We start from the raw sequence: 19570 nt of genomic DNA on the forward strand, positions 1-19570 counted from the left end.
GTCAGACCAGCCGGGCCAGGTCTGCCGCCACGTCGGTGGGCGAGGGCATCCGCGCCATGAGCCGAGCGAGTTCCCGGGCGCTGTCGCGCGGGGTGTCGTCGGTCAGCAGGGTCTTCAGCGCGGTGGCAAGGAGCTCCGGGTCGTCCTGGTCGACGGCCGTGTCGAGGCTGATGGCAGCGCCGGCCGCGGCCAGCTGGTCGCCGTGGGCGAACTGGTCGGCCAGCTGCGGCAGGACCAGCTGCGGCAGGCCGAAGGACGTGGCGGTCATCGCGGTGCCGGAGCCGCCGTGGTGGACCACCGCGGCGCAGTGGCGCAGCAGCAGGTTCAGCGGGGTCGGCTCGATCATGCGGACCTGCGAGGGCACCGGCCCGATCTCGTCCCGGTAGCGTTCCTCGACGGTCACCAGCGCCTCGGTGTCCGCGAGCCCGTCGAAGGCGTGCAGGATGCGCCGTACGTGCGGGACTCCGTTGAGTTCCAGGGTCCGTACGCCGAGGGACACCACGACGCGCCGCAGGCCGTCCCGCGGCGCCCGGTCGAGGCCGGGCGGGAGCGTTCCCCCGCCGTTGTACGGCACGTAGCGGATGGGCGTTCCCGGTTCGGCGCCGGGGAGTTGCAGTCCTGGCGGGCACGGGTCGAGCAGCACGGTCGGGGCCGGGAGGCCGTCGAGGCCGAGTCGCTCGCAGCGGTCCTGGAGCGCGGGGCGGGCCGCGGCGCGCAGCGGGCCCGACAGGGGGTCGACACCCCACCGGTACTGCACCACCGGAACGCCCAGCACCCCGCCGAGGATCAGCGCGTTGCACTCGATCGTGTCGGAGACGACGACGTCCGGGCGGAAGGCGCGGGCGAGTTCCAGGTAGTGGGGCAGCACGCTGTCGCTGTGGTCCGCCCAGACGTCCGGGAACCGGGTCACGGGTTCCGGGCGGCCGAACGCGTCGATGGCGCGCTCCCCGTCCTTGAGCGCGCCGCGCATCCGCTCGCTCACCCGGAACCAGTCCCCCACGCTCACGCCGCCCAGGCCCGCGGAGCGGACGGCGGTCATGATGTCCGGCTGGCCGGCCACGAGGACGTCGTGGCCTGCGGCGCGCAGCGCCCAGCCCAGTGGGACCAGCGGCATGAAGTGGGTCGGTACGGGCGTGGTGACGATCAGGGCACGCATCAGGTCTCCTCGGACGACGGGGCCGCGGTCCGGGCGGCGGCGAGCTGGTGGTCGACGAAGCTGTCCAGGACCCGCCGGTAGTACGTGGGGCCGAAGCCCATCCCGGCCACCTCGGGGACGAGGGCCCGGAGCTTCTCGGTGGAGATGATGTGGTGCGCGTCGACGTCCTGGTACTCCCGCTCGACGGACAGGCCGAGCCGCGCTTCGAGGTGGTCGACGATGCGTTCCACCGGCACGGCCTCTCCCGAGGCCACGTTGACGGTCTCGCCGCGCAGACCCTGGCCGAGCAGCCGGTCGATGATCTCGACGACGTCGTCGACGTGGATGAGGTCGCGGACGGCGCCGCGGTGCACCCGTACGCTGCCGGTCCGCATCTGCTGGACCAGCAGCGGCAGCAGCTGGTGCGGGGGCTGGTCGGCTCCGACGAGATGTCCGAGGCGGAGGATCAGGTGGTCGGCGCCGGAGTCGCGCAGCCGCTCCTCCAGGGCGAGTTTGTGCGCTCCGTACGGCGTGCAGGGGGTCACGGGGCCGTCCTCGCGGCCGGGGCCGCGGACCTTGCCGTAGACGCCGGTCGAGGCGGTGGAGAAGAAGAGCAGCCGGCGCCCCGTCGCGCGGCAGTCGGCCGCCACGTCGCTCAGCAGCCGCTCCTCGCGGTCGAAGTCGGCCCGCGCGGTGCCTCCCGCCCAGGAGACCCCGGCCGCGAGGACCACGGTGTCCGGGTGCCGGGCGGAGAGCGCCCGCAGGTTCCGGGCGAGGAATCCGTTACCCACGATGTGCATGCGCGTGTTCCTCCAGAACGGCCACCAGTGCGGCGGGGGTCGGGGCTTCCTCCATCTCGGCGCGCAGCCTCGCGGCCACCGCCCGTGCGGAGGTGTTCTTCAGCAGCTCGGTGGCGGCACCGCGGATCGCCGCCGGTGTCGCGGTCGCGTTGTGCAGCGCGCGGGCTCCGCCGGCGAGCGCCAGGCGTTCGCCGATGAGCTCCTGGTCCAGGGCGTTGGGCAGGGCCAGTTGGACCACGCCCGCGGCGAGGGCCGTCATGACGCTGCCGGCGCCACCGTGGTGGACCACCAGGTCGCAGTCGGCCAGCAGCAGCCGCAGCGGCAGGTGCGCGACCGCCCGCATGTGGGGCGGCAGCGGGCCGAGGGTGTCGAGGTCCTCGGCGGTGACCGCGAGGACCACGTCGGCGTCGAGGTCGGCGAGCGCCTCGACCACCCGGGGCACCGCGAACGAGGCGGGCCCGAACATCCTGGTGACCGAGGTGCCCCAGACCACGCCCACCCGGGGCCGGTCGGGCCTGTCCCGCAGCCAGGGCGGCATGGCGCCGGGCCCGTTGTACGGCACGTGCCGCACCGGCAGCCGGGCGGCCCGCCGCAGCGGCGGGGCGAGGCTGCGCGGCGAGGGGTCGATCACGAGGTCGTAGACGTCGGCGCCCATCGTGCCGGCGCCGTGGCGTTCGAAGAGGCCGTAGACGTCCAGGGGGACGAAGCCCACGCCGTCCGGCGCTCCCGGGACCTGGTCGTCGGGGCCCGTGGGACCCCACAGGTGGAGCGCGGTGGGGATGCCCAGCGCGCGGCCGACGAGCGGTCCTTCGATGCTGACCAGGTCGTGCAGGATCAGGTGCGGTCGCCACCAGCGGGCGAAGGAGACCGCGGCGTCGGCGCTGCGCGTGGCCATGCCGAGCAGCAGCTCCCAGTTCTCCTCCATCCAGGCCGCCGCGTCGAAGTCGTCCAGGGACGCCATCGGCGCGCCGGTCACGGGGTGCGGCGGGGGCTCCGGGAAGGGCCAGCGGCCCGCGCGGGCCTGGGAGTGGTTGTGCGTACGGGCCTTGACGGCCTGGTCGACCGCTTCGAGCACCGGGACCGGTGTGAGCCCGGCGCGTGTCACGGCCCGCTCCTGGTCCGGCGTGCACACGACGCGGACCTCGTGGCCGGCCGCCTGGAGCGCCCAGCACTGCGCCACCATGGCCAGCCAGTGCGTGGTCCAGTTGGAGACGGTGAGCATCACCCGCATCGGTCCGGCCCTTCTCTCTGCGCGGCGTCGCGCCGCAGGTCGGTCAACTGGTCGTGGAGCGAGGTGTCGAGGTCACGGCGGGGCCGCCAGCCGAGCAGCCGCGCGGCGAGCGAGATGTCCACCTGCTGCCACTCGGCCCGGGAGGGGCCGGGCGCCGCGTCGGGCTCGTCCTCCGTCACGGGGACGGGGACACCGCTGAGGGCGACCATCCGGGCGACGGCTTCGCGCACCGGAGCGGCGCGGCCGCCGCCGATGTTGACGACCCGGCCGGTGGCGACGCCGTGCGGGGCGCGCGCCGCCGCCAGCGCGGCCTCGGCGGCGTCCCGTACGTCGATGAAGTCCCGCCCGGCGCGCAGCGAGGCGAACCGCAGCGCCTCGGGTGGTTCGCCGCCCGCGTACCGCTCGGCGGCGTCGACGAGGTGGTGGGCCACCGAGCCCAGCAGGCTGGCGCGTGGTGCGCCGGGGCCGCAGGCGTTGGTGATGCGCAGCACCGTGGCGTCCAGGCCGTCGGCGGCGCCGCGCAGGACCCGGTGGGTGCCGAGCAGTTTCGTCCTGCCGTACGCGGTGACGGGCATGGCGGTACGGTCCTCGGTCGCGGCCGTGCCCGCCGGGATCGCCCCGTACTCGTGGACGGTGCCGATCTGGATGAGCCGGGGGCGGCGCGGCAGCGCGGTCATCACGTCCACGAGGTCGCCGACCCAGCGGGAGTTGGCCTCGCTCATCTGGGCCGGTGTCCCGCTCCAGGCCTTGCCGTAGGTGTTGACGACGACGTCGGCGTCGTCGAGCAGCCGGGCCAGTTCGGTTCTGCCGCCGCCGGCCAGGTCGTGGTCGACCGGGGTGATGCGCCCGGCCGGTGCCGGTACGGGGCCGCTGCTCGCGGTTCGGGAGACCTGGAGCACCCGCGCGCCGGCGTCGGCCAGGGTCCGGCAGACGTGCAGGCCGAGGAAGCCCGTGCCGCCCAGCACGACGACGTTCATCAGCGGGCCGGTCCGTGTGTCGGGAGCCCGGGTCGGTGCCGGGCGGTGAGCCGCTCCAGGATCGGCACGGTCGCGGCGGGGCTGGGCGTGTCGAGCCACTCCTGGTGGAGGCGGTCGGCGCCTTCGCGGAAGCCGGGTTCGGTCAGCAGGCGCAGCAGGCTGTCGCGGAGCACCTCGGGGGTGATCTCCGGGTCGGTGAGGACGAGTCCGGCTCCCGTCTCGGCGACGTACTGCCCGGTCTCCGCGCGGTCCGCACCGCCGACCGCGGGGATGATCAGCTGCGGGACCCGGTGGGCGGTGGCCGCCGCGAGCGTGCCCGCGCCGCCGTGGTGGACGACGGCGGAGCAGGTCGGCAGGAGCGAGGTCAGCGGTACGTAGTCGAGGACGCGGACGTTGTCGGGCACCGTGCCGACGGAGGCCAGCTGGCCGGCGTCCAGGGTGGCGACCAGTTCGATGTCGAGGTCGGCGGTCATGTCGAAGAACTCCGCCACGGGGTGTTCGTCGCCGCCGGCGAAGAAGTCGCGCCGGCTCACGCCGAGGGTGAGGCACACCCGGGGGCGCTCGGGGCGGAGTTCGTGCAGCCAGCCGGGCAGGGGGCCGTCGTCGTTGTACGGGACCCGGCGCAGCGGACGGGAGTCGACGCGTACCGGGAGGCGGGTGCGCGGGGGCTTGAGGTCGAGGGTCCACTGGCCGACGAGCAGGTCCTCGCCGAAGGGGATGCCGTACCGGTCGAGGGTGGGCCGCGCCATGGCGGCCATCCGGTCCGTGGTCATCCGCTCGGTGAAGCGCTGCCGTGCCCATCCGAAGTGGTCGAAGGCGTGCAGGATCCTGGCGTGGGCCGCTCCGCAGGCGCGGGCCGCCACCGCGGCGGGGAAGCACAGCGGGTCCCAGACGACGAGGTCCGGTCGCCAGGCGGTCGCGAAGCCGACGAGTTCGTCGGTGAAGGATCCGGCCTCCGGTGCCCGGCCGGGGTGGTACAGGCCGAAGGTCTCCAGCATGAAGTGACGTATCGCGGTGCGGAAGTTGGCCTCGTCGGGACCGAGCTCCAGCTCGTCGGTGATGAGGTCGAGGACCGCCGCCCGGTCCGCCGGGACCTCGGTGGTGAGGAAGTTCCTCTCCCCCAGCGACACCGCGGTCAGTCCGGCCGCGGTGACGGTGTCGGCGACGTCGGGGTGGCTGGCCACGACGACCTCGTGGCCGGCGGCGCGCAGGGCCCACGCCAGGGGTACGACGGGATAGACATGCGCCGCCGCCGGAACTATGGCGAACAGAACGCGCATCGGTGTTCCTCCTTCGGCTGTGCCGGTGGTCACGGCGACGGCACCGCGGCGGCGGCCGCGGCGAGGGCTTCGTCCCAGGTGACGAGCAGCCCGGACGCCGCGGCCTGGGCCACGGTCGGGGCTCCCGCGTCCTTCTCCGACAGCAGCGGCGGCCCGTCCGCGTCCCAGGGCAGCGCCAGGTCGGGGTCGAAGGGGTTGATGTCGACCTGGGTGCCCGGGACGTGCGCGCTGGACAGGACGTAACAGATGCAGGCGTCGTCGGTGAGGGTGAGGAAGCCGTGCCCGACGCCTTCGGGGACGAGCACGGAGAGCCCTGAATCGGCGTCCAGGACGTTCGTGTCGTACACCCCGAAGGTCGGGGATCCGATGCGCAGGTCGACGATGATGTCGCGCAGGGCGCCGCGGACGCAGGTGACGAACTTGGCCTGGCCCGGCGGGACGGTGACGCTGTGGATGCCGCGCAGGGTGTTGCGTCGTGAGACGGAGTAGTTGATCTGCCGCGGGGCGAAGGGGCGGCCGGTGGCCTGCTCCAGAAGGTCGGTGCGCAGGCCCTCGTAGAAGTTGCCGCGCGGGTCGGTGATCAGGTCCGGGGCGACTCGGTAGGCTCCCGGCACCTTGGTCTCGGTGATCCGCACGGCTCAGCGTCCGGCATCGGCGGAGCGCCGCCGGACGGAGGTGCGCAGTGCCGCCGCCACCGTGTCGACGTCCGTGTCGTCCATGCCCTGGTGCAGCGGCAGGAGCAGGGTGCTCTCGGAGCAGAGGTCGGTGCCGGGCAGGTCCTCGCCGCCCGCGCGGTAGGCGGGCACCTTGTGCAGCGGGGGGTAGCGCAGGGTCGTGTACACGCCCTGGTCGAGGAGGTCCGCGGCGACCTGGTCGCGGATCGCGGGGTCCAGCTGCACCCAGTAGAAGTAGTACGTCGACTCGTGGCCCTCGGGCAGCGGCGGGGGCGTCACGACGCCTTCGGCGTCGGCGAGGAGCCGGTCGTAGCTCTCCGCGATGGCGCGGCGTCGGGCGACGAAGCCGGCGAGCCGGCCCAGCTGTACGGAGCCGATGGCGGCGGTGACGTCGTTGCCGATCACGCGGCGACCGTAGTTCCGCACGTTCAGCTCCCACCAGCGGTGGGAGACCTTCGCGGCGCTGAACCCGCTGGACTGCTCGAGTCCGTGGTACGCCAACTGCCGTGCCTTGCGGGCGAGTTCGGGGTCCTTGACGTACAGCATGCCGCCGTCGCCGGTGACGAGCACCTTCATCGAGTCGAAGCTCCACATGGCGATGTCGCCGAAGGTCCCGCAGGCCTGGCCGCCGGCCCGGGAGGCGACGGCGCAGGCGGCGTCCTCGATGAGGGTGATGCCGCGTTCGCGGCAGAGGTCGGCGATGGCCGCGATGTCGCCGGGGTAGCCGCCGTAGTGCAGGATCAGCACGGCCTTGGTGCGCGGGGTGAGGGCGCGTTCGATGTGGGCCGCCGTCGGGTTCAGGGTGCGCTCGTCGACGTCGCAGAACACCGGCCGGGCGCCGCTGGCGGCGACGGCGTTGGCGGCGGCCACGAAGCTCATCGAGGGCATCACCACGTCGTCGCCCGCGGTCAGTTCCAGGAGCTCGACGGAGAGAAAGAGTCCGGCGGTCGCCGAATTGATGAACAGCGTCTGCTCGGGAGCCACACCGAGATGGCCGGCGAACTCCTCCTCGAATTTCTTGGTGCGCGGCCCGTGGCCCAGCCAGTTGTCGGCGAACACCTGGGATATCGCGGCGAGTTCCTCATCGCCGAGGCTGGGCTGGAATACGTTGATCACGAGTCCTCCGGACATCGAGCCTGGTCATCGTTGCGGGCATCGCCTCGCACGACGGGAAGCGGGCGCGGGTGCAGGAATCTGCACGACGGGAACGGGTGTCGGTGAACACACAACACCGGACGCTAGAAGAAATACTCTTCGCACGGTCGCGGTGAATCAATGCGGTTCACCGGGAATTGACGTTCAGTGGGGCGTCTTCTGACCATCGGCCCGGCGCAGTACCGAGGCGACCAGGGCGGCGGTGAGCAGGACCACTCCGATGGACACCAGGGCGGTGGTGTGGAAGGCGTCGACGAAGGCGGAACGGGTGACGTCCAGGAGGTCCGCACTCCACGCCTGGTCCGGTTCCCGGTGCGCGGCGTCCACCGCGCCTCCCAGGGTGTCGCGCGCTGCCGACGCGGCGGCGTCCGGGGTGCCGGCGGGCACGGTGTCGGCGACCCCGAGACGGTACGCGGCGTTGAAGACGCTGCCGAGGATCGCCAGGCCGAAGGCGCCGCCGAGTTCCGTGCTGGTCTCCTGGATCGCGGACACCTCTCCGGCCCGCTCGGGCGGACCCGAGCCGACGAGGATGTCCGCGCTCAGCACGCCGGGGGCGGCCAGCCCGAAGGCGAAGACGCAGGTGCCCGTCAGCACCGTGCCGAGGGAGTCGGGCCCCTCGACCTGGGTGATGACGACGAAGCCGATCGCCGCGACGACGAAGGAGACGCTCATCAGGACGGCCGGCCGGAACGTCCGCACGAGCCGTTGGACGAGCATGACGGCGGCGATCGACGCGAGGGTGCTGGGGATCATCCACAGGCCGGCCTTCAGGGGCGACAGGCCGAGCACGAGCTGGAGGTACTGGGCGACGAGGAAGTTGCTGCCCATCATGACCAGGGAGCAGACGGTCATGGCCGTCAGCGCGGTGGCGAAGGTGCGGTTGCGGAACAGGCCGATGTCCAGGAGCGGTTCGGCCAGGCGCTTCTGGCGTCGTACGAAGGTCACGCTGAGCACGATCCCGGCCACCAGGGCGGCGGAGGCCGCGGCGGTGAAGCCGTGCGAGGCGACGGTCTTGACGGCGTAGACCACGCCGAGGACGGCGAGCAGTGACAACAGCGCGCTGGCCAGGTCGAGTTTTCCGGCGTTCTCGTTGCGGTACTCGGGCAGGACGATCGGGCCGACGACCATCAGGAGCGCCATCACGGGCAGGGCGAGCAGGAACACCGAACCCCACCAGAACCATTCGAGCAGCACGCCGCCGACGGGCGGGCCGAGCATGGCTCCGACCATGAAGCTGGTGATCCACACGCCGATCGCCACCGAGCGCTGACGGTCGTCGAGGAACATGTTGCGGATCAGCGACAGCGTCGACGGCATCAGCGTGGAGGCGGCGACGCCGAGCAGCGCACGGGTCGCGACCAGCATGCCGGGACCGGTGGACAGGGCGGCGAGCACCGAGGCCGCGGCGAAGGCGACGGCACCGATCAGGAGCAGCCGGCGACGGCCCACGCGGTCGCCGAGCGTTCCCATGGTGATGAGGAATCCGGCGAGCGTGAACCCGTAGATGTCGGTGATCCACAGCAGTTCGGGGGCGCTGGGCCGCAGCTCGCTGCTGATGGTGGGGATGGCCAGGTGCAGCACGGTGAGGTCCATGGACAGCAGCACCGTGGGCAGTGCCAGGACCACCAGGCCGATCCATTCGCGTCGGCCGGCGCGGGGCGGGGCCGTGATGCTCATGAACGTGTTCTCGCTTTCGGGGCGTGGGGCGTCAGGGCGTCGGGCCGCGCAGGGCGGCCGGGTCGGGTGGGAGGTCCCGTGCCGTCGGGGCGGTGACCTCGACGACGGTGTACTGGCCTTGTCCGACGAGGCTCGTACCGTCCCGTGCGCTCTTCATCCAGTCGACGACGACGTACCGTCCCTGGCGCAGGGGCAGCCGCAGCACCGAGGAGGAACCCGCGTGCACCGGCAGGCTCCCGGTCCCCCGGTTCAGCTCGAAGGGCGCCGGGCCGTCGGGAAACTGTCCGTGGTCGCCGAAGGAGTCGAACCAGGTCTTCAGGGCGCTGTCGGTGACGCCGTCGTCGAGGCGGAAGAAGATGGCCTCCGCCGGCTGTCCCGGCGACATGGCGTTGGTGAAGCGCAGCGGCCGCCCTTCGGTCGGCGTGCCGCGCAGGACGAAGCGGGGCCGGCCGTCGACCTGCCGGGCGGTGAGCGTCGCGGCGGGCTCCGGCTCCTCGCCCGCGGCGGGACCCTCGACGCGCAGGACATGCGGCGTCGCCGTCGGGTCGTCGAGCCGGGCGTAGTCGAAGAACCAGTAGGTGCCGGGCCCGAGTTGAGCGGTGAAGGAGGCGGCGAAGCCGGGATGCACCACCGTGCCGCCGAGCAGCTCCGCGGTGGCGTGCAGCTCGGCGGAGCCCGCGACGATGTCCGGGCCGTGAGTGCTGACCGTACGCCTCAGGGCCGACCGGACCGTCTCCCATGCGGCGTCCTGGCGCGGCCGGGCCAGTCCGATCCAGCCCCCGTCCGGGTCGGTGGTGGCGACGTCGAAGGTGACCCGGCCCGCCGCCGCCCAGGTCGGGGCGGTGAGTGCGCCGCCCGCGCCCGTGGTCACCCGCAGCGTGCGGCCGTCCTGGGCCGCGGGCGCGGCCGGGGACGAGGTGACCGGTGCGCGGTCGGCGGCGTGGACGGCGGGCGCCTGCACCGTGCAGACGAGCAGCACGGTGGCGGTGAGCGCCGACCACACGGCCGGCTGTCGCTTCCGGATCACGCGGGCGCCCCCGTCTCGTTCTCCCGGCCCTCGGGCACGAAGAAGCCCACCAAGGGCTGGGGGAAGATCCCGGCCGCCGCGGCCGAGCGGGTGAAGCCCTCGCAGAGCTCGGTCAGCCGGGCCACGCCCCGCGCGCCCAGGTGCTCGTACGGGGCCCGGTCCCGGCGGTCGGTCTCGTCCTCGATCGCGGCACGCAGCTCCTCGCCGCGGTCGGTGAGGGTGCCGTCCGCCGTCATCAGCCCGCGGCCACGCAGCCGGTCCTCGCTCGCGCTCCAGTCCTTCGGGGTCCAGCCGCGCTTGGTCATCACCATCTCGCGGGGCATGCCGGCGGCGCTCGCGCAGTGCGAGACGAGGGCTTCGAGACCGTCGAGTCCGGCGTCGGCCAGGGCGGCGATGTGGCTGTCGCCCCGGTGTTCGCGCAGCAGGGTGGCCGCGTACCAGAGCGCCAGGTGCGGCTCCTGCGGTACGGGCCGGTCGGCGAGGGCGGCGAACATCGGCCGTGCCTCGTGGCGCCCCGCGGCCGCGGCTGTCAGAGCGAGCCCGGCCGCCTCGCGCACCGGCTCCGCGGCGAAGGCACCGGCCCCCAGGGCCTGCCGCAGGGTGGCGTCGGCGGCGCCCAGGCGTTCCTCCCACGCCTGGGCGGGCGAGATCCGCTCCCAGGCCGCGGGGAGGTGCTGGGCGACCATGGCGTGCTTGAAGCTGTAGAACACCGCGGTGACCAGGCCTGGGCCGACGGCGCCGAGGGCCGCGGCCCGGCCCACCAGGTAGGCGCCCATGTCGTCGGTGATGCCGTACGGGGCGAGCGCCTTGGGGAGGTCAGGGGTGAAGTAGACAGTGGAGTGCAGGCTGTTGAGCGCCTCCTGACAGCGCCTCACGGCCTGCGCGGACGGCGGGTCGGGGGTCAGCATCGTGGGTCGGCTCCTTCGGGGTCGTACGGGTCGGGGTGGGGCTCAGGAGAGTTGGGCCGGCGACACCCCGTCGGTCCACACCACGTGGAAGGTCCAGCGCGAGAACCGCCATCCGTCCGGGGTGCGCACGGTCTCGCCCTCGTAGTAGCCGCCGATCTTGAACAGCGCCCCCGGGTCGACGGGGGCCCGCTCGCGGACCTCCCGCGGGTGGATGTGGACGGCGATCATCTGGAAGCGGACGGCGGCGCGGTCGCCGTCGAGCTCGATGAGGTGGTTCGAGCTGAGGTGATGGGTCGCCGTGAAGTTCTGCTTGGCCCGGTGGTGGAACTCCGCGAGGCCGGCGAGGCCTTGGTGTCCGCCGATGGGAAAGTCGAGCCGGCAGTCCGCGGTGAAGAACGAGCGCGGCCAGGTCTCGTCGAAGCCGTTCCTGTCCTGCTCGTCGAGGATCACGGTGTAGCGGTCGATGAGCTCCGAGATCGCCGCCCGATCGGCCCACCGGGACAGCTGCCGGGCCGTGGGGTCGATGGGGTCGGCCGGTGTCGACGTCATGGTTCGTTCCTGCTCTCCGCCCGGTGGTTCCGCGTACGCCTGGTGCCCTGTCGGCATGCTCCGAAGACAGGGCACCGGATGCTGCGACACAGCTTCTTCGGCGTAAGTCCGCAGTTCAACGGGCTTGTACTCGAATTGACATGGGGTGCACCCGGCTCTGACATACGAGACCGAAAGGCGCCGCCGCGGCAGCCGGAACGCCCTACGGCCGGTGCCAGGTGCGTGGGTCGGGGAACCCCGACCGGCGCTCGGGTCTGCTCCATCCCGCGGTGGTCGGTTCGGGTCCGGCCGGGCCCGTGTCCTCGCCCGGCGAGGCCATGCGGGTGAGCAACAGGGCGGTCAGCACGGCCAGTTCCTCGGGACTGGGGCTGCCCTTCACCACACGCAGCAGGGGGCCGGTCCTGGTCTCTGGCACGGTCTGGTTCTCGGGCATGTCCGCTCCTCCATTCCGACGGGCCGGCGCCGTGGTGGCGGGCCGGTTCACTGCGGCGGGTTGCCGTGCTTGCGGGTGGGCAGGTCGGCGTGTTTGGCGCGGAGCATGTCGAGCGAGCGGATCAGGACCGCGCGGGTGTCGCGCGGGTCGATGACGTCGTCGATCAGGCCGCGCTCAGCCGCGTAGTACGGGTGCATCAGCTCGTCCTTGTACTCGGCGATGCGCTCCCGGCGGACGGCCTCCGGGTCCTCGGCCGCGTTGATCTCGCGCCGGAACACCACGTTCGCCGCACCCTCCGCACCCATCACCGCGATCTCGTTGATGGGCCAGGCCAGGGCGAGGTCGGCGCCGATGGAGCGGGAGTCCATCACGATGTACGCGCCGCCGTACGCCTTGCGCAGCACGAGCGAGATCCGGGGCACGGTCGCGTTGCAGTACGCGTACAGCAGCTTGGCGCCGCGCCGGATGATGCCGTTGTGCTCCTGGTCGACGCCCGGCAGGAAGCCCGGCACGTCGACGAGAGTGACCAGCGGGATGTTGAAGGCGTCGCAGAACTGGACGAAGCGCGCCCCCTTCTCCGAGGCCTCGATGTCGAGCACTCCCGCCATCGAGGCCGGCTGATTGGCGACGATGCCGACGACATGGCCGTCCAGGCGGCTCAGGGCGCACACGATGTTGGTGGCCCAGGCCGGGTGGACCTCGAAGAACTCCCCGTCGTCGACGAGCTCCTCGATCACCTTGCGGATGTCGTACGCCTGCCCCGCACCGGCAGGAACGAGGTCGAGCAGGGAGTCGTTGAGCCGGTCGACCGGGTCGCCGGAGCGCTCCACGGGCGCGAGCTCACGGTTGTTGGCGGGCAGCAGGGAGAGCAGGTAGCGCACGTCCTCGATGCACGCCTCCTCGTCGTCGTAGGCGAAGTGCGCGACGCCGGACGTCGCGGAGTGCACATCGGCGCCGCCGAGGCCGTTCTGAGTGATCTCCTCACCGGTGACGGCCTTGACGACGTCCGGTCCCGTGATGAACATCTGCGAGGTCTCGCGCACCATGAACACGAAGTCGGTGAGCGCCGGTGAGTAGGCCGCGCCGCCGGCGCACGGGCCGAGCATGACCGAGATCTGCGGGATGACGCCCGAGGACCTGGTGTTGCGCTGGAAGATCCCGCCGTAGCCGGCGAGCGCGGTGACGCCTTCCTGGATCCGGGCGCCGGCGCCGTCGTTCAGGGAGACGAGCGGGGCGCCCGCCGCCTCGGCGAGGTCCTGGATCTTGTGGATCTTCTGGGCGTGCGCCTCGCCGAGCGCCCCGCCGAAGATGCGGAAGTCATGGGCGTAGACGAAGACCGTGCGGCCGTGGACGCTCCCCCAGCCGGTGACCACGCCGTCGCTGAACGGCTTCTTGTCCTCCAGGCCGAAGCCGGTCGCGCGGTGCCTGCGCAGCGGCTCCACCTCGTTGAAGGAGCCCTTGTCGAGGAGCAGGGAGATCCGCTCGTGCGCGGTCAACTTCCCTTTGGCGTGCTGGCGTTCGGTGGCCGCCGGGTCGGGGCCGAGCCGCGCCGCGGCCTTGATCTCGGTCAGCTCCGATATGCGGTCGAGGATCGTCTCGTCCGGTGCGGGCATGCGGGGCCCACCCTCTCTGTGATCGGTGGTGGTCGGTCGTCGGTGTGAGGTGTTCAACTGGCGAGCACCGGCGCGGCGCCCAGCCAGTGCTCGGGCAGGCTGCGCACGGTGGCGGTGACGGGTGCGGGGCCCTTGACCGCGGCGGCGGCGGAGTGGGTCGCGTCGCAGGGGATGTCGACCAGCGTCCAGCCCTGGGGGTGGCGCCGGGCGTCCGCGCCGAGGTAGTCCTCGGTCGAGGGGCGGCTGAGACCGGTGCCGATGCCCTTGAGGAAGGCTTCCTTGCGCGTCCAGATCCGGCCGAATCGGGCCGTGCGCTCCGCGCCCTGGACATCGGCCAGTTCGTCGCGTTCGCCGGGGTGCAGCGCCCGGCCGCAGACCTCGACCGTCTCCTGGCGGGGCAGCTTCTCCACGTCCACGCCGACCGGTACGGCGGCCACGCCCACCAGGGCGAGCCCGGCGCTGTGCGACAGCGAGAAGTGCAGCGAACGCGGGGCGACGGCCGGTCTGCCGTGGGCCCCGCCGCATCCGGGGCAGGGTTCGCGGACGAACCGTACGTCCTGCGGCGGGGTGTCGGTGTAGCGCCCGAGCAGCCGGCGCAGGGCGACATGGGCGGCGGCGTACAGCAGACCGTCGGCGGGGCGGATGAACGAGTCGGCCCGGTGGCGCTCCACGGGATCGAGCTCCGAGGTGTCGAGTCCGGCGGCGTCCGGCCCATCGGGGCGGCGGATCAGCCACAGGTCGAGCCGCCCCTCGGCCACGGTGAACTCCGCAGGTCTCACCGCACGGTGAGCTTCCGTCATGCCGGGACCGCCGATGCCTCGCGGTGCGGCGTACGGGCGCCGCCGAGCTGACCGGCGAGGCAGTCGATCAGTTCGGCGGCGCTGTTGGCGAGGAGCAGCATCTGCAGGTTCAGTTCGACGCGCAGGGCGTCCTCGAGCCGGTACTGGAGTTCGAGTCCGGCGATGGACCCGATGCCGAGGCTGTTCATCGGCCGGCCCGTGGTGTCGACGAGGTCCGGGGCGATGCCCAGGATCCGGCCGAGCTCCTGGCGTACGTAGGTGTCGAGCATCCCGGTGCGCTCGTCGGGTGTCGCGGCGGCCAGGGCCGCGAGGTCGGGAACGCTCACCACGGTGTCGGCCGGGCGGGGCCCGGCGTACGAGGTCGCTGTCATGGTCTTTCCCTGGGTGGTCGGTGTCGGTGTCGGCGGGACGGGGTGCCGCGTCCGGGGCCTGAGGGGCCCGTGGGGCTCATCGGGCTCGTCGGGCCCGTCGGGGCAGGAGGCCGTGGAGGGCGACGGCCAGGCCTGCCAGTGCGACGGCCGTGACCAGCGCGAGGGCCGGGCCTTGGCCCGCCGGGTACAGCGCGGCGCAGAGCACGGTCGTCAGGGCCGCGGCCAGTTGGACCGCGGTCTGGTAGAAGCTGCCGGCGACCGCCCGCAGCGGATCCGGCACCGAGCCGGTGGCCTGGACGTGGAAGGCGGTGAAGGCGAGCACGAACGCGATGCCGACGAGCAGCATCGTGGGCAGCACATCGGTGGCGTATCGGACGCCGGCGCCCTCGCGCGGGTAGAGCAGATAGCCGAGCGGTGCGGCGGCCGCGCCCGCCGCGATCAGCCGGGCGGGCCCGAGGCGGGCGACGAACCGCCCCGAGTACAGGGCGGTGAGGGCGAGCGGGGCAGCGGCCGGCAGGAAGGCGAGACCGGTCCGCCAGGGGCCGTAGCCGGCCTGCTGCTGCAGGTGCAGGGTGCTCACCAACAGCAGCCCCAGATACGAGCCGTTGAGGGCGCCGGCGCCGAGCGCGGAGCGCAGCAGAGCGGGCTGCCGGAGCAACTCCCCTGGGAGCAAAGGCTGTTCCGCTGAGCGTTCGACGTGTACGAAGACCAGGGCGAGCAGCGCCGCGAGCAGCAGGGCGCCGAGGGTGAGGGAGTGGGTCCAGCCGAAGGCGGGGCCTGCCGCGATCCCGGCCACCGCGAGCAGCGTCGCCGCCGTGAGGCTGAGGGCGCCCTTGGCGTCGTACCTCCGTGGGGCCTTCGGGTCCGGTGTGTCGCGGGGGATCAGTCGCCGCGCGAAGGCGAAGAGCAGCAGCGCGACCGGGGCCGGGAAGGCGAAGGTCCACCGCCAACTCGCCTCGGTGAGCGCCCCGGAGAGGAGCAGACCCACCGAGAATCCGCTGGCGCCGAAGAGCGAGTAGACCGACAGGGCCCGGCCGCGGGCGGGTCCCTCGGGGAAGACGGACACGATGATGGCGAGACCGGTGGGGGCGGTCAGCGCGGCGCAGAAGCCCTTCACGAACCGGGTGGCGACGAGCAGGGCGGCGTGGTCCGCGAGCGCGCCGACCAGTGAGGCGGCGGCGAAGACCAGCAGCGCCGCCAGGTAGACGGGGCGTCGGCCCAGGATCGCCACGAGCCGGCCGCCGAAAAGCAGCAGCGCCCCGAATCCGGCGGCGAACCCGGAGACCACCCACTGGAGTTGGTGCGGGGCGAGCCCCAGGTCCGCGCCGATGGCGGGAAGCGCCACCAGGGCGACGGACACCTCGAGGGCGTCGATGAGCATGTTGGCGGCGAGGACGAACAGCAGACCCCACAGGGCCGGGCTCCACCGTCCGTCGGCTCCATCGGGAGCGGCGGACGCCTCGGCCCGCGGGGGCGTCGGGCGTTTCATGGTGCGGTCTCCCCCTCGGAGTCGGTGACGGTGGCTGTTCCGGACGGCGGAACGGTGCCGGCCGCGAGCCCAGGGGACTCGCGGCCGGCCGCGCCGACGCACGGGGGACGTGGCGTCGGCGGTCTCGGGGCCCGGCGGATCAGCCGAGCAGGGTGCCGCCGGTGGCGTCGACGAAGGAGCCGGTGATCCAGCGGGCCTCGTCGGAGGCGAGGAAGGCCACCACGTCGGCGACGTCCTCCGGCTCGCCGACCCGGTTGAAGGCGGACAGCTGCGCCATCTGCTCCACCGCCTCGGGGATGCCGAAGACGGGGTTGTCGTTGCGGGTGATCCCGGGCGCCACGGAGTTGACGGTGATACGCCGCGGGCCGAGGTATTTCGCGAAGTGCAGGGCGAGTTGGTCGACGGCGCCCTTGGTCATGGCGTACGCGATCTCGTCCGGGTTCGCGAACCGGGTGAGGCCGGAGGTGATGTTGATGATGCGACCGCCGTCGGGCATGTTCTTCAGCGCGCGCTGGATGAGGAAGAACGGGGCCTTGGCGTTGACCGCGAAGAGCTCGTCGAACTTCTCCGGGGTGGTGTCCTCGGGCTTGAGGCCGCCCATGACACCGGCGTTGTTGACGAGGATGTCCAGGTCGGTGGCGCCGGTGCGCTCGCGCAGGCCGCTCTCCAGACCGAGGAAGAGCTCGTGCACGTCGCCCGGGACACCGAGTTCGGCGCGGACGGTGAAGGCCCGGCCGCCGTCCTTCTCGATCTCCGCGACGACCTCGTCGGCCGCGTCCTTGCGCGCGGTGTAGTGGACCGCGACGAGTGCGCCCTCCTGGGCGAGGCGGAGCGCGGTCGCCCGGCCCATGCCCCGGCTGGAGCCGGTGACCAGCGCGGTCTTGCCCGTGAGCCTGTTCATGTGTGTTCTCCACTTCTTCGCCGTCGCTGTGGCCGACGAGTTGTTGTTCGCCCTCGCTGCGGTGGCCGGCGCCGCGGTCGACGAGGCCCCGGTGGCCGGCGCCGCCGGGGCAGGGCGGGATGCCGGCGCCGGGAACCAGCGGCGCAGCGCCTGCTCCAGGTCCGTTCCGGGGGTGTCGGCCCAGACGACGTGTCCGTCCGGCCGCACCAGGAGCGCTCCGGCCTCCGGGGCCTCGCCCCCGGAGCACGAGCCGGCGGTCACGATCCGCACCCGGTCCGCCCAGGGGGCGGCGGCGGAGCGCAGCGCCGCGTGCCGGGCCTCGTCGCCGGGCAGCAGGAGCAGGACGCCCCGCCCGGGGCGCAGCGTCGCCGTGCTGGTGACCGCGCCCTCGTCCGTGGTGAGCCGCCAGTGCGGCAACCGGCGGCCGAGCAGGGGGTGTTCGCCCGGCCCGACCTCGTAGCGGATGTCGAGGCCCGAGATCGCCCCGGCCAGGTGGGCGCGGACGTTGTCGCTCTCCGTGGCCAGTTCGACGACGACCTGGCGGACCGGCTCGACCTCGGCGGAGCCGAGGAGCAGCAGCGCCTGGGTCCTGATGTTGCTGAGCACCTTCTCGCCGACGGCGTGCCGTTCGGCGTGATAGCTGTCGAGCAGTCCGTCCGGGCCGCGCCCGGTCAGGTGCGCGGCCAGTTTCCAGCCGAGGTTGACGGCGTCCTGCAGGCCGAGGTTGAGGGCCTGGCCGCCGATCGGCATCTGCTGGTGGGCCGCGTCCCCGGCGAGGAGGAACCGGCCGTCGCGGTAGCTCTCCGCCTGCCGGGAGGCGTCTCCGAAGGAGTTCACCCACAGCGGGGTGCCGCCGCCGATGTCCTCCCCCGTGACGCGCTTCCAGGTGTCGACGACGTCCTCGAACCGCGGCTGGGTGGAGCGTGGCCGCGCGCCGAACTCGTGGACCATCACCCGGGTCACTCCGTCGGGACGCCGGGCGGCGATCGCGAGCCCGCCGTCGAGCCGTTCGAAGCGGCGGCCCGGGATGTCGATGCCCGCCACGTCGGCGCGCAGCAGTTCGCGTTCCGCGTCGGCGCCGGGGAAGCCGAAGCCGCCCAGGCGGCGTACGACGCTGTGCTCGCCGTCGCAGCCGACGACGTACCCGGCGCGGAAGCGCGCCGTCGTCCCCTCCGCGGTGCGCGCCTCGGCCTCGACGTGGTCGCGGGTCGCGGTCAGGGCGGTGACCTCGTGGCCGCGTCGGATGTCCGCGCCGAGGTCCTTCGCCCACTGTCCGAGCAGCTCCTCCATGCGGGTCTGCTGGACCTTCCACTGGCCCGGGTAGGGGCTGGGAAGCGTGAGGTCGAGGGGGATGCCCCCGAAGTGGCCCATCGGCTCGTTCGGTATCTCGCCGAGCGGCGCGAGCAGGCCACGGCTGTCGAGGATCTCCATGGTGCGGGCGTGCAGGGTGGAGGCCCGCGACTCGGTGGTCGGCGCGGTGAGCTGTTCGAGGACCACCACGTCCGCGCCGGCGAGCCGGAGCTCGCCCGCGAGGAACAGTCCGACGGGGCCCGCGCCGACCACGACCACCTGAGTCTCGGTGTAGTCCCCGGTCATGGTCAGGCCCGGGCTTCCGCGTAGTCCTTGGCGTGGCCGAGGGTGGCCCGGCTGTTGGTGGAGAGCGCGCTGCGCACGTACTCCTTGGCGTCCTGGACGGTCGCGTCGGCGCCGAGGATCCGCGCGATGTTCGCGGTGTTGAGGGTGACGGTGTGCTGCGAGGAGGCGGCGACGCCCTCGTCGTCCTCGGTGAACGTCCAGTAGCCGGTGTGCAGGGTCATCAGCGCCGGCAGGGTCACCTGCTTGTAGGCGATCTTCTCGTGCGGGAAGGTCACCCGGTACGACTTGGTGGTGTGCACCGAGCCGTCCTTGGCGCGGGTCTCCATCTCCAGCTCCTGGAGGCCCGGAGAGGGCTCCTCGAAGCGGACGGCGGCGACGTGCGGCAGCCGCTCGGGCCAAGCCTGCGCCTCGTTGACGAAGTCGTAGACGTCCTTGGCGGAGCCGTCGACGCGGATCGTGTCCTCGAAGGAGAAGGTGAGGTCCTCGGCGGCGTGCGCGGCCTCCAGGTTCTCCTTCAGCGCGGCGAGCTCCGAGCGGGAGTTGCGGTCGACGGCCTCGTCGATCCACGCCAGGCTCTTCGGGTCGTCGTCGACGGCCCGGTAGTCGTGCAGGAGCCGGACCCGGGACTCGCCCTCGGAGAGCGGCTCGATGATCCACGTACCGCCCATGGCGGCGACCGGGGGTGCGGAGACTTCTTGCCGGAAGGTGATCCGCAGCCGCTCGGGGTCCAGGGTCCGGCGCGAGGTCCAGTTCTTGGCCTCGCCGTTGGCGGTGGCCCAGATGTGGATGCGCTCGGCGCCCTCGCCCTGCGCCTCGCGGGCGACGTGGATGGTCGGCGGGAAGATCCGCGGCCAGTTCTGCACCTCTGCGATCAGCCGGTACACGGCGGCGGCCGGGGCCGCGACCGCTATCTCGTGCTCCACCTCGCGCAGGCCGGGCTGCGACATGCTGTAC

General features: G+C 72.9%; 18 protein-coding genes. All 18 read right to left on the reverse strand.

The features are described 5' to 3' along the window. Position 1: 1 nt before the first annotated feature. Positions 2-1156 carry a nucleotide disphospho-sugar-binding domain-containing protein gene (locus tag ACWCO8_RS01240; RefSeq protein ID WP_451030343.1) on the reverse strand — a complete coding sequence of 385 codons (1155 nt, stop codon included), beginning with the start codon at positions 1154-1156 and terminating at the stop codon, positions 2-4. Continuing rightward, positions 1156-1935: an NAD-dependent epimerase/dehydratase family protein gene (locus ACWCO8_RS01245; RefSeq protein WP_451030344.1), complete on the reverse strand. Its 780-nt coding sequence runs from the start codon at positions 1933-1935 to the stop codon at positions 1156-1158. Before ACWCO8_RS01245 ends, ACWCO8_RS01240 begins: the two co-directional genes overlap by 1 nt. Beyond that, positions 1919-3166, reverse strand: coding sequence for a nucleotide disphospho-sugar-binding domain-containing protein (locus ACWCO8_RS01250; protein ID WP_451030345.1), 1248 nt, complete (start codon positions 3164-3166; stop codon positions 1919-1921). Before ACWCO8_RS01250 ends, ACWCO8_RS01245 begins: the two co-directional genes overlap by 17 nt. Then, the gene (locus ACWCO8_RS01255; protein WP_451030346.1) at positions 3157-4143 is read right to left on the reverse strand and encodes an NAD-dependent epimerase/dehydratase family protein; all 987 of its coding nucleotides are present in this window, start codon (positions 4141-4143) and stop codon (positions 3157-3159) included. Before ACWCO8_RS01255 ends, ACWCO8_RS01250 begins: the two co-directional genes overlap by 10 nt. Beyond that, on the reverse strand, positions 4143-5423 hold the full coding sequence (locus tag ACWCO8_RS01260; protein WP_451030347.1) for a nucleotide disphospho-sugar-binding domain-containing protein: 1281 nt from the start codon (positions 5421-5423) through the stop codon (positions 4143-4145). The genes ACWCO8_RS01255 and ACWCO8_RS01260 overlap by 1 nt, the downstream gene beginning before the upstream one ends. Before the next feature lie 29 nt (positions 5424-5452). Next, complete coding sequence (locus ACWCO8_RS01265) at positions 5453-6058, reverse strand: dTDP-4-dehydrorhamnose 3,5-epimerase family protein (protein WP_362017359.1); 606 nt, start codon at positions 6056-6058, stop codon at positions 5453-5455. 3 nt (positions 6059-6061) lie between these two features. Next, the gene (locus tag ACWCO8_RS01270; RefSeq protein ID WP_451030348.1) at positions 6062-7213 is read right to left on the reverse strand and encodes a DegT/DnrJ/EryC1/StrS family aminotransferase; all 1152 of its coding nucleotides are present in this window, start codon (positions 7211-7213) and stop codon (positions 6062-6064) included. A gap of 183 nt (positions 7214-7396) precedes the next feature. Continuing rightward, the gene (locus tag ACWCO8_RS01275) at positions 7397-8929 is read right to left on the reverse strand and encodes an MFS transporter (protein WP_451030349.1); all 1533 of its coding nucleotides are present in this window, start codon (positions 8927-8929) and stop codon (positions 7397-7399) included. 31 nt (positions 8930-8960) lie between these two features. After that, positions 8961-9956, reverse strand: a complete 996-nt coding sequence (locus ACWCO8_RS01280) for a hypothetical protein (protein WP_451030350.1) — start codon at positions 9954-9956, stop codon at positions 8961-8963. Then, positions 9953-10864, reverse strand: a complete 912-nt coding sequence (locus ACWCO8_RS01285; RefSeq protein ID WP_451030351.1) for an SCO6745 family protein — start codon at positions 10862-10864, stop codon at positions 9953-9955. Before ACWCO8_RS01285 ends, ACWCO8_RS01280 begins: the two co-directional genes overlap by 4 nt. A gap of 42 nt (positions 10865-10906) precedes the next feature. Beyond that, on the reverse strand, positions 10907-11413 hold the full coding sequence (locus ACWCO8_RS01290; RefSeq protein ID WP_362017369.1) for a nuclear transport factor 2 family protein: 507 nt from the start codon (positions 11411-11413) through the stop codon (positions 10907-10909). 202 nt (positions 11414-11615) lie between these two features. Next, entirely contained in the window at positions 11616-11846 is a 231-nt protein-coding gene (locus ACWCO8_RS01295; protein ID WP_451030352.1) for an acyl-CoA carboxylase epsilon subunit, read from the reverse strand. 47 nt (positions 11847-11893) lie between these two features. Then, the gene (locus ACWCO8_RS01300; protein WP_451030353.1) at positions 11894-13459 is read right to left on the reverse strand and encodes an acyl-CoA carboxylase subunit beta; all 1566 of its coding nucleotides are present in this window, start codon (positions 13457-13459) and stop codon (positions 11894-11896) included. Positions 13460-13512: 53 nt separating this feature from the next. Beyond that, positions 13513-14259, reverse strand: a complete 747-nt coding sequence (locus tag ACWCO8_RS01305; protein ID WP_451030354.1) for a 4'-phosphopantetheinyl transferase family protein — start codon at positions 14257-14259, stop codon at positions 13513-13515. Then, on the reverse strand, positions 14256-14630 hold the full coding sequence (locus ACWCO8_RS01310) for an acyl carrier protein (RefSeq protein ID WP_451030355.1): 375 nt from the start codon (positions 14628-14630) through the stop codon (positions 14256-14258). Before ACWCO8_RS01310 ends, ACWCO8_RS01305 begins: the two co-directional genes overlap by 4 nt. 76 nt (positions 14631-14706) lie before the next feature. Then, complete coding sequence (locus ACWCO8_RS01315) at positions 14707-16119, reverse strand: MFS transporter (protein ID WP_451030356.1); 1413 nt, start codon at positions 16117-16119, stop codon at positions 14707-14709. A gap of 139 nt (positions 16120-16258) precedes the next feature. After that, positions 16259-18616: an SDR family oxidoreductase gene (locus ACWCO8_RS01320; protein ID WP_451030357.1), complete on the reverse strand. Its 2358-nt coding sequence runs from the start codon at positions 18614-18616 to the stop codon at positions 16259-16261. A 2-nt stretch (positions 18617-18618) separates the two neighbouring features. Continuing rightward, a complete protein-coding gene (locus tag ACWCO8_RS01325) occupies positions 18619-19563 on the reverse strand; it encodes an aromatase/cyclase (protein ID WP_451030358.1) in 945 nt (314 codons plus the stop codon). Positions 19564-19570: the final 7 nt, after the last annotated feature.

The sequence above is a fragment of the Streptomyces sp. NPDC001927 genome, assembly GCF_053594455.1.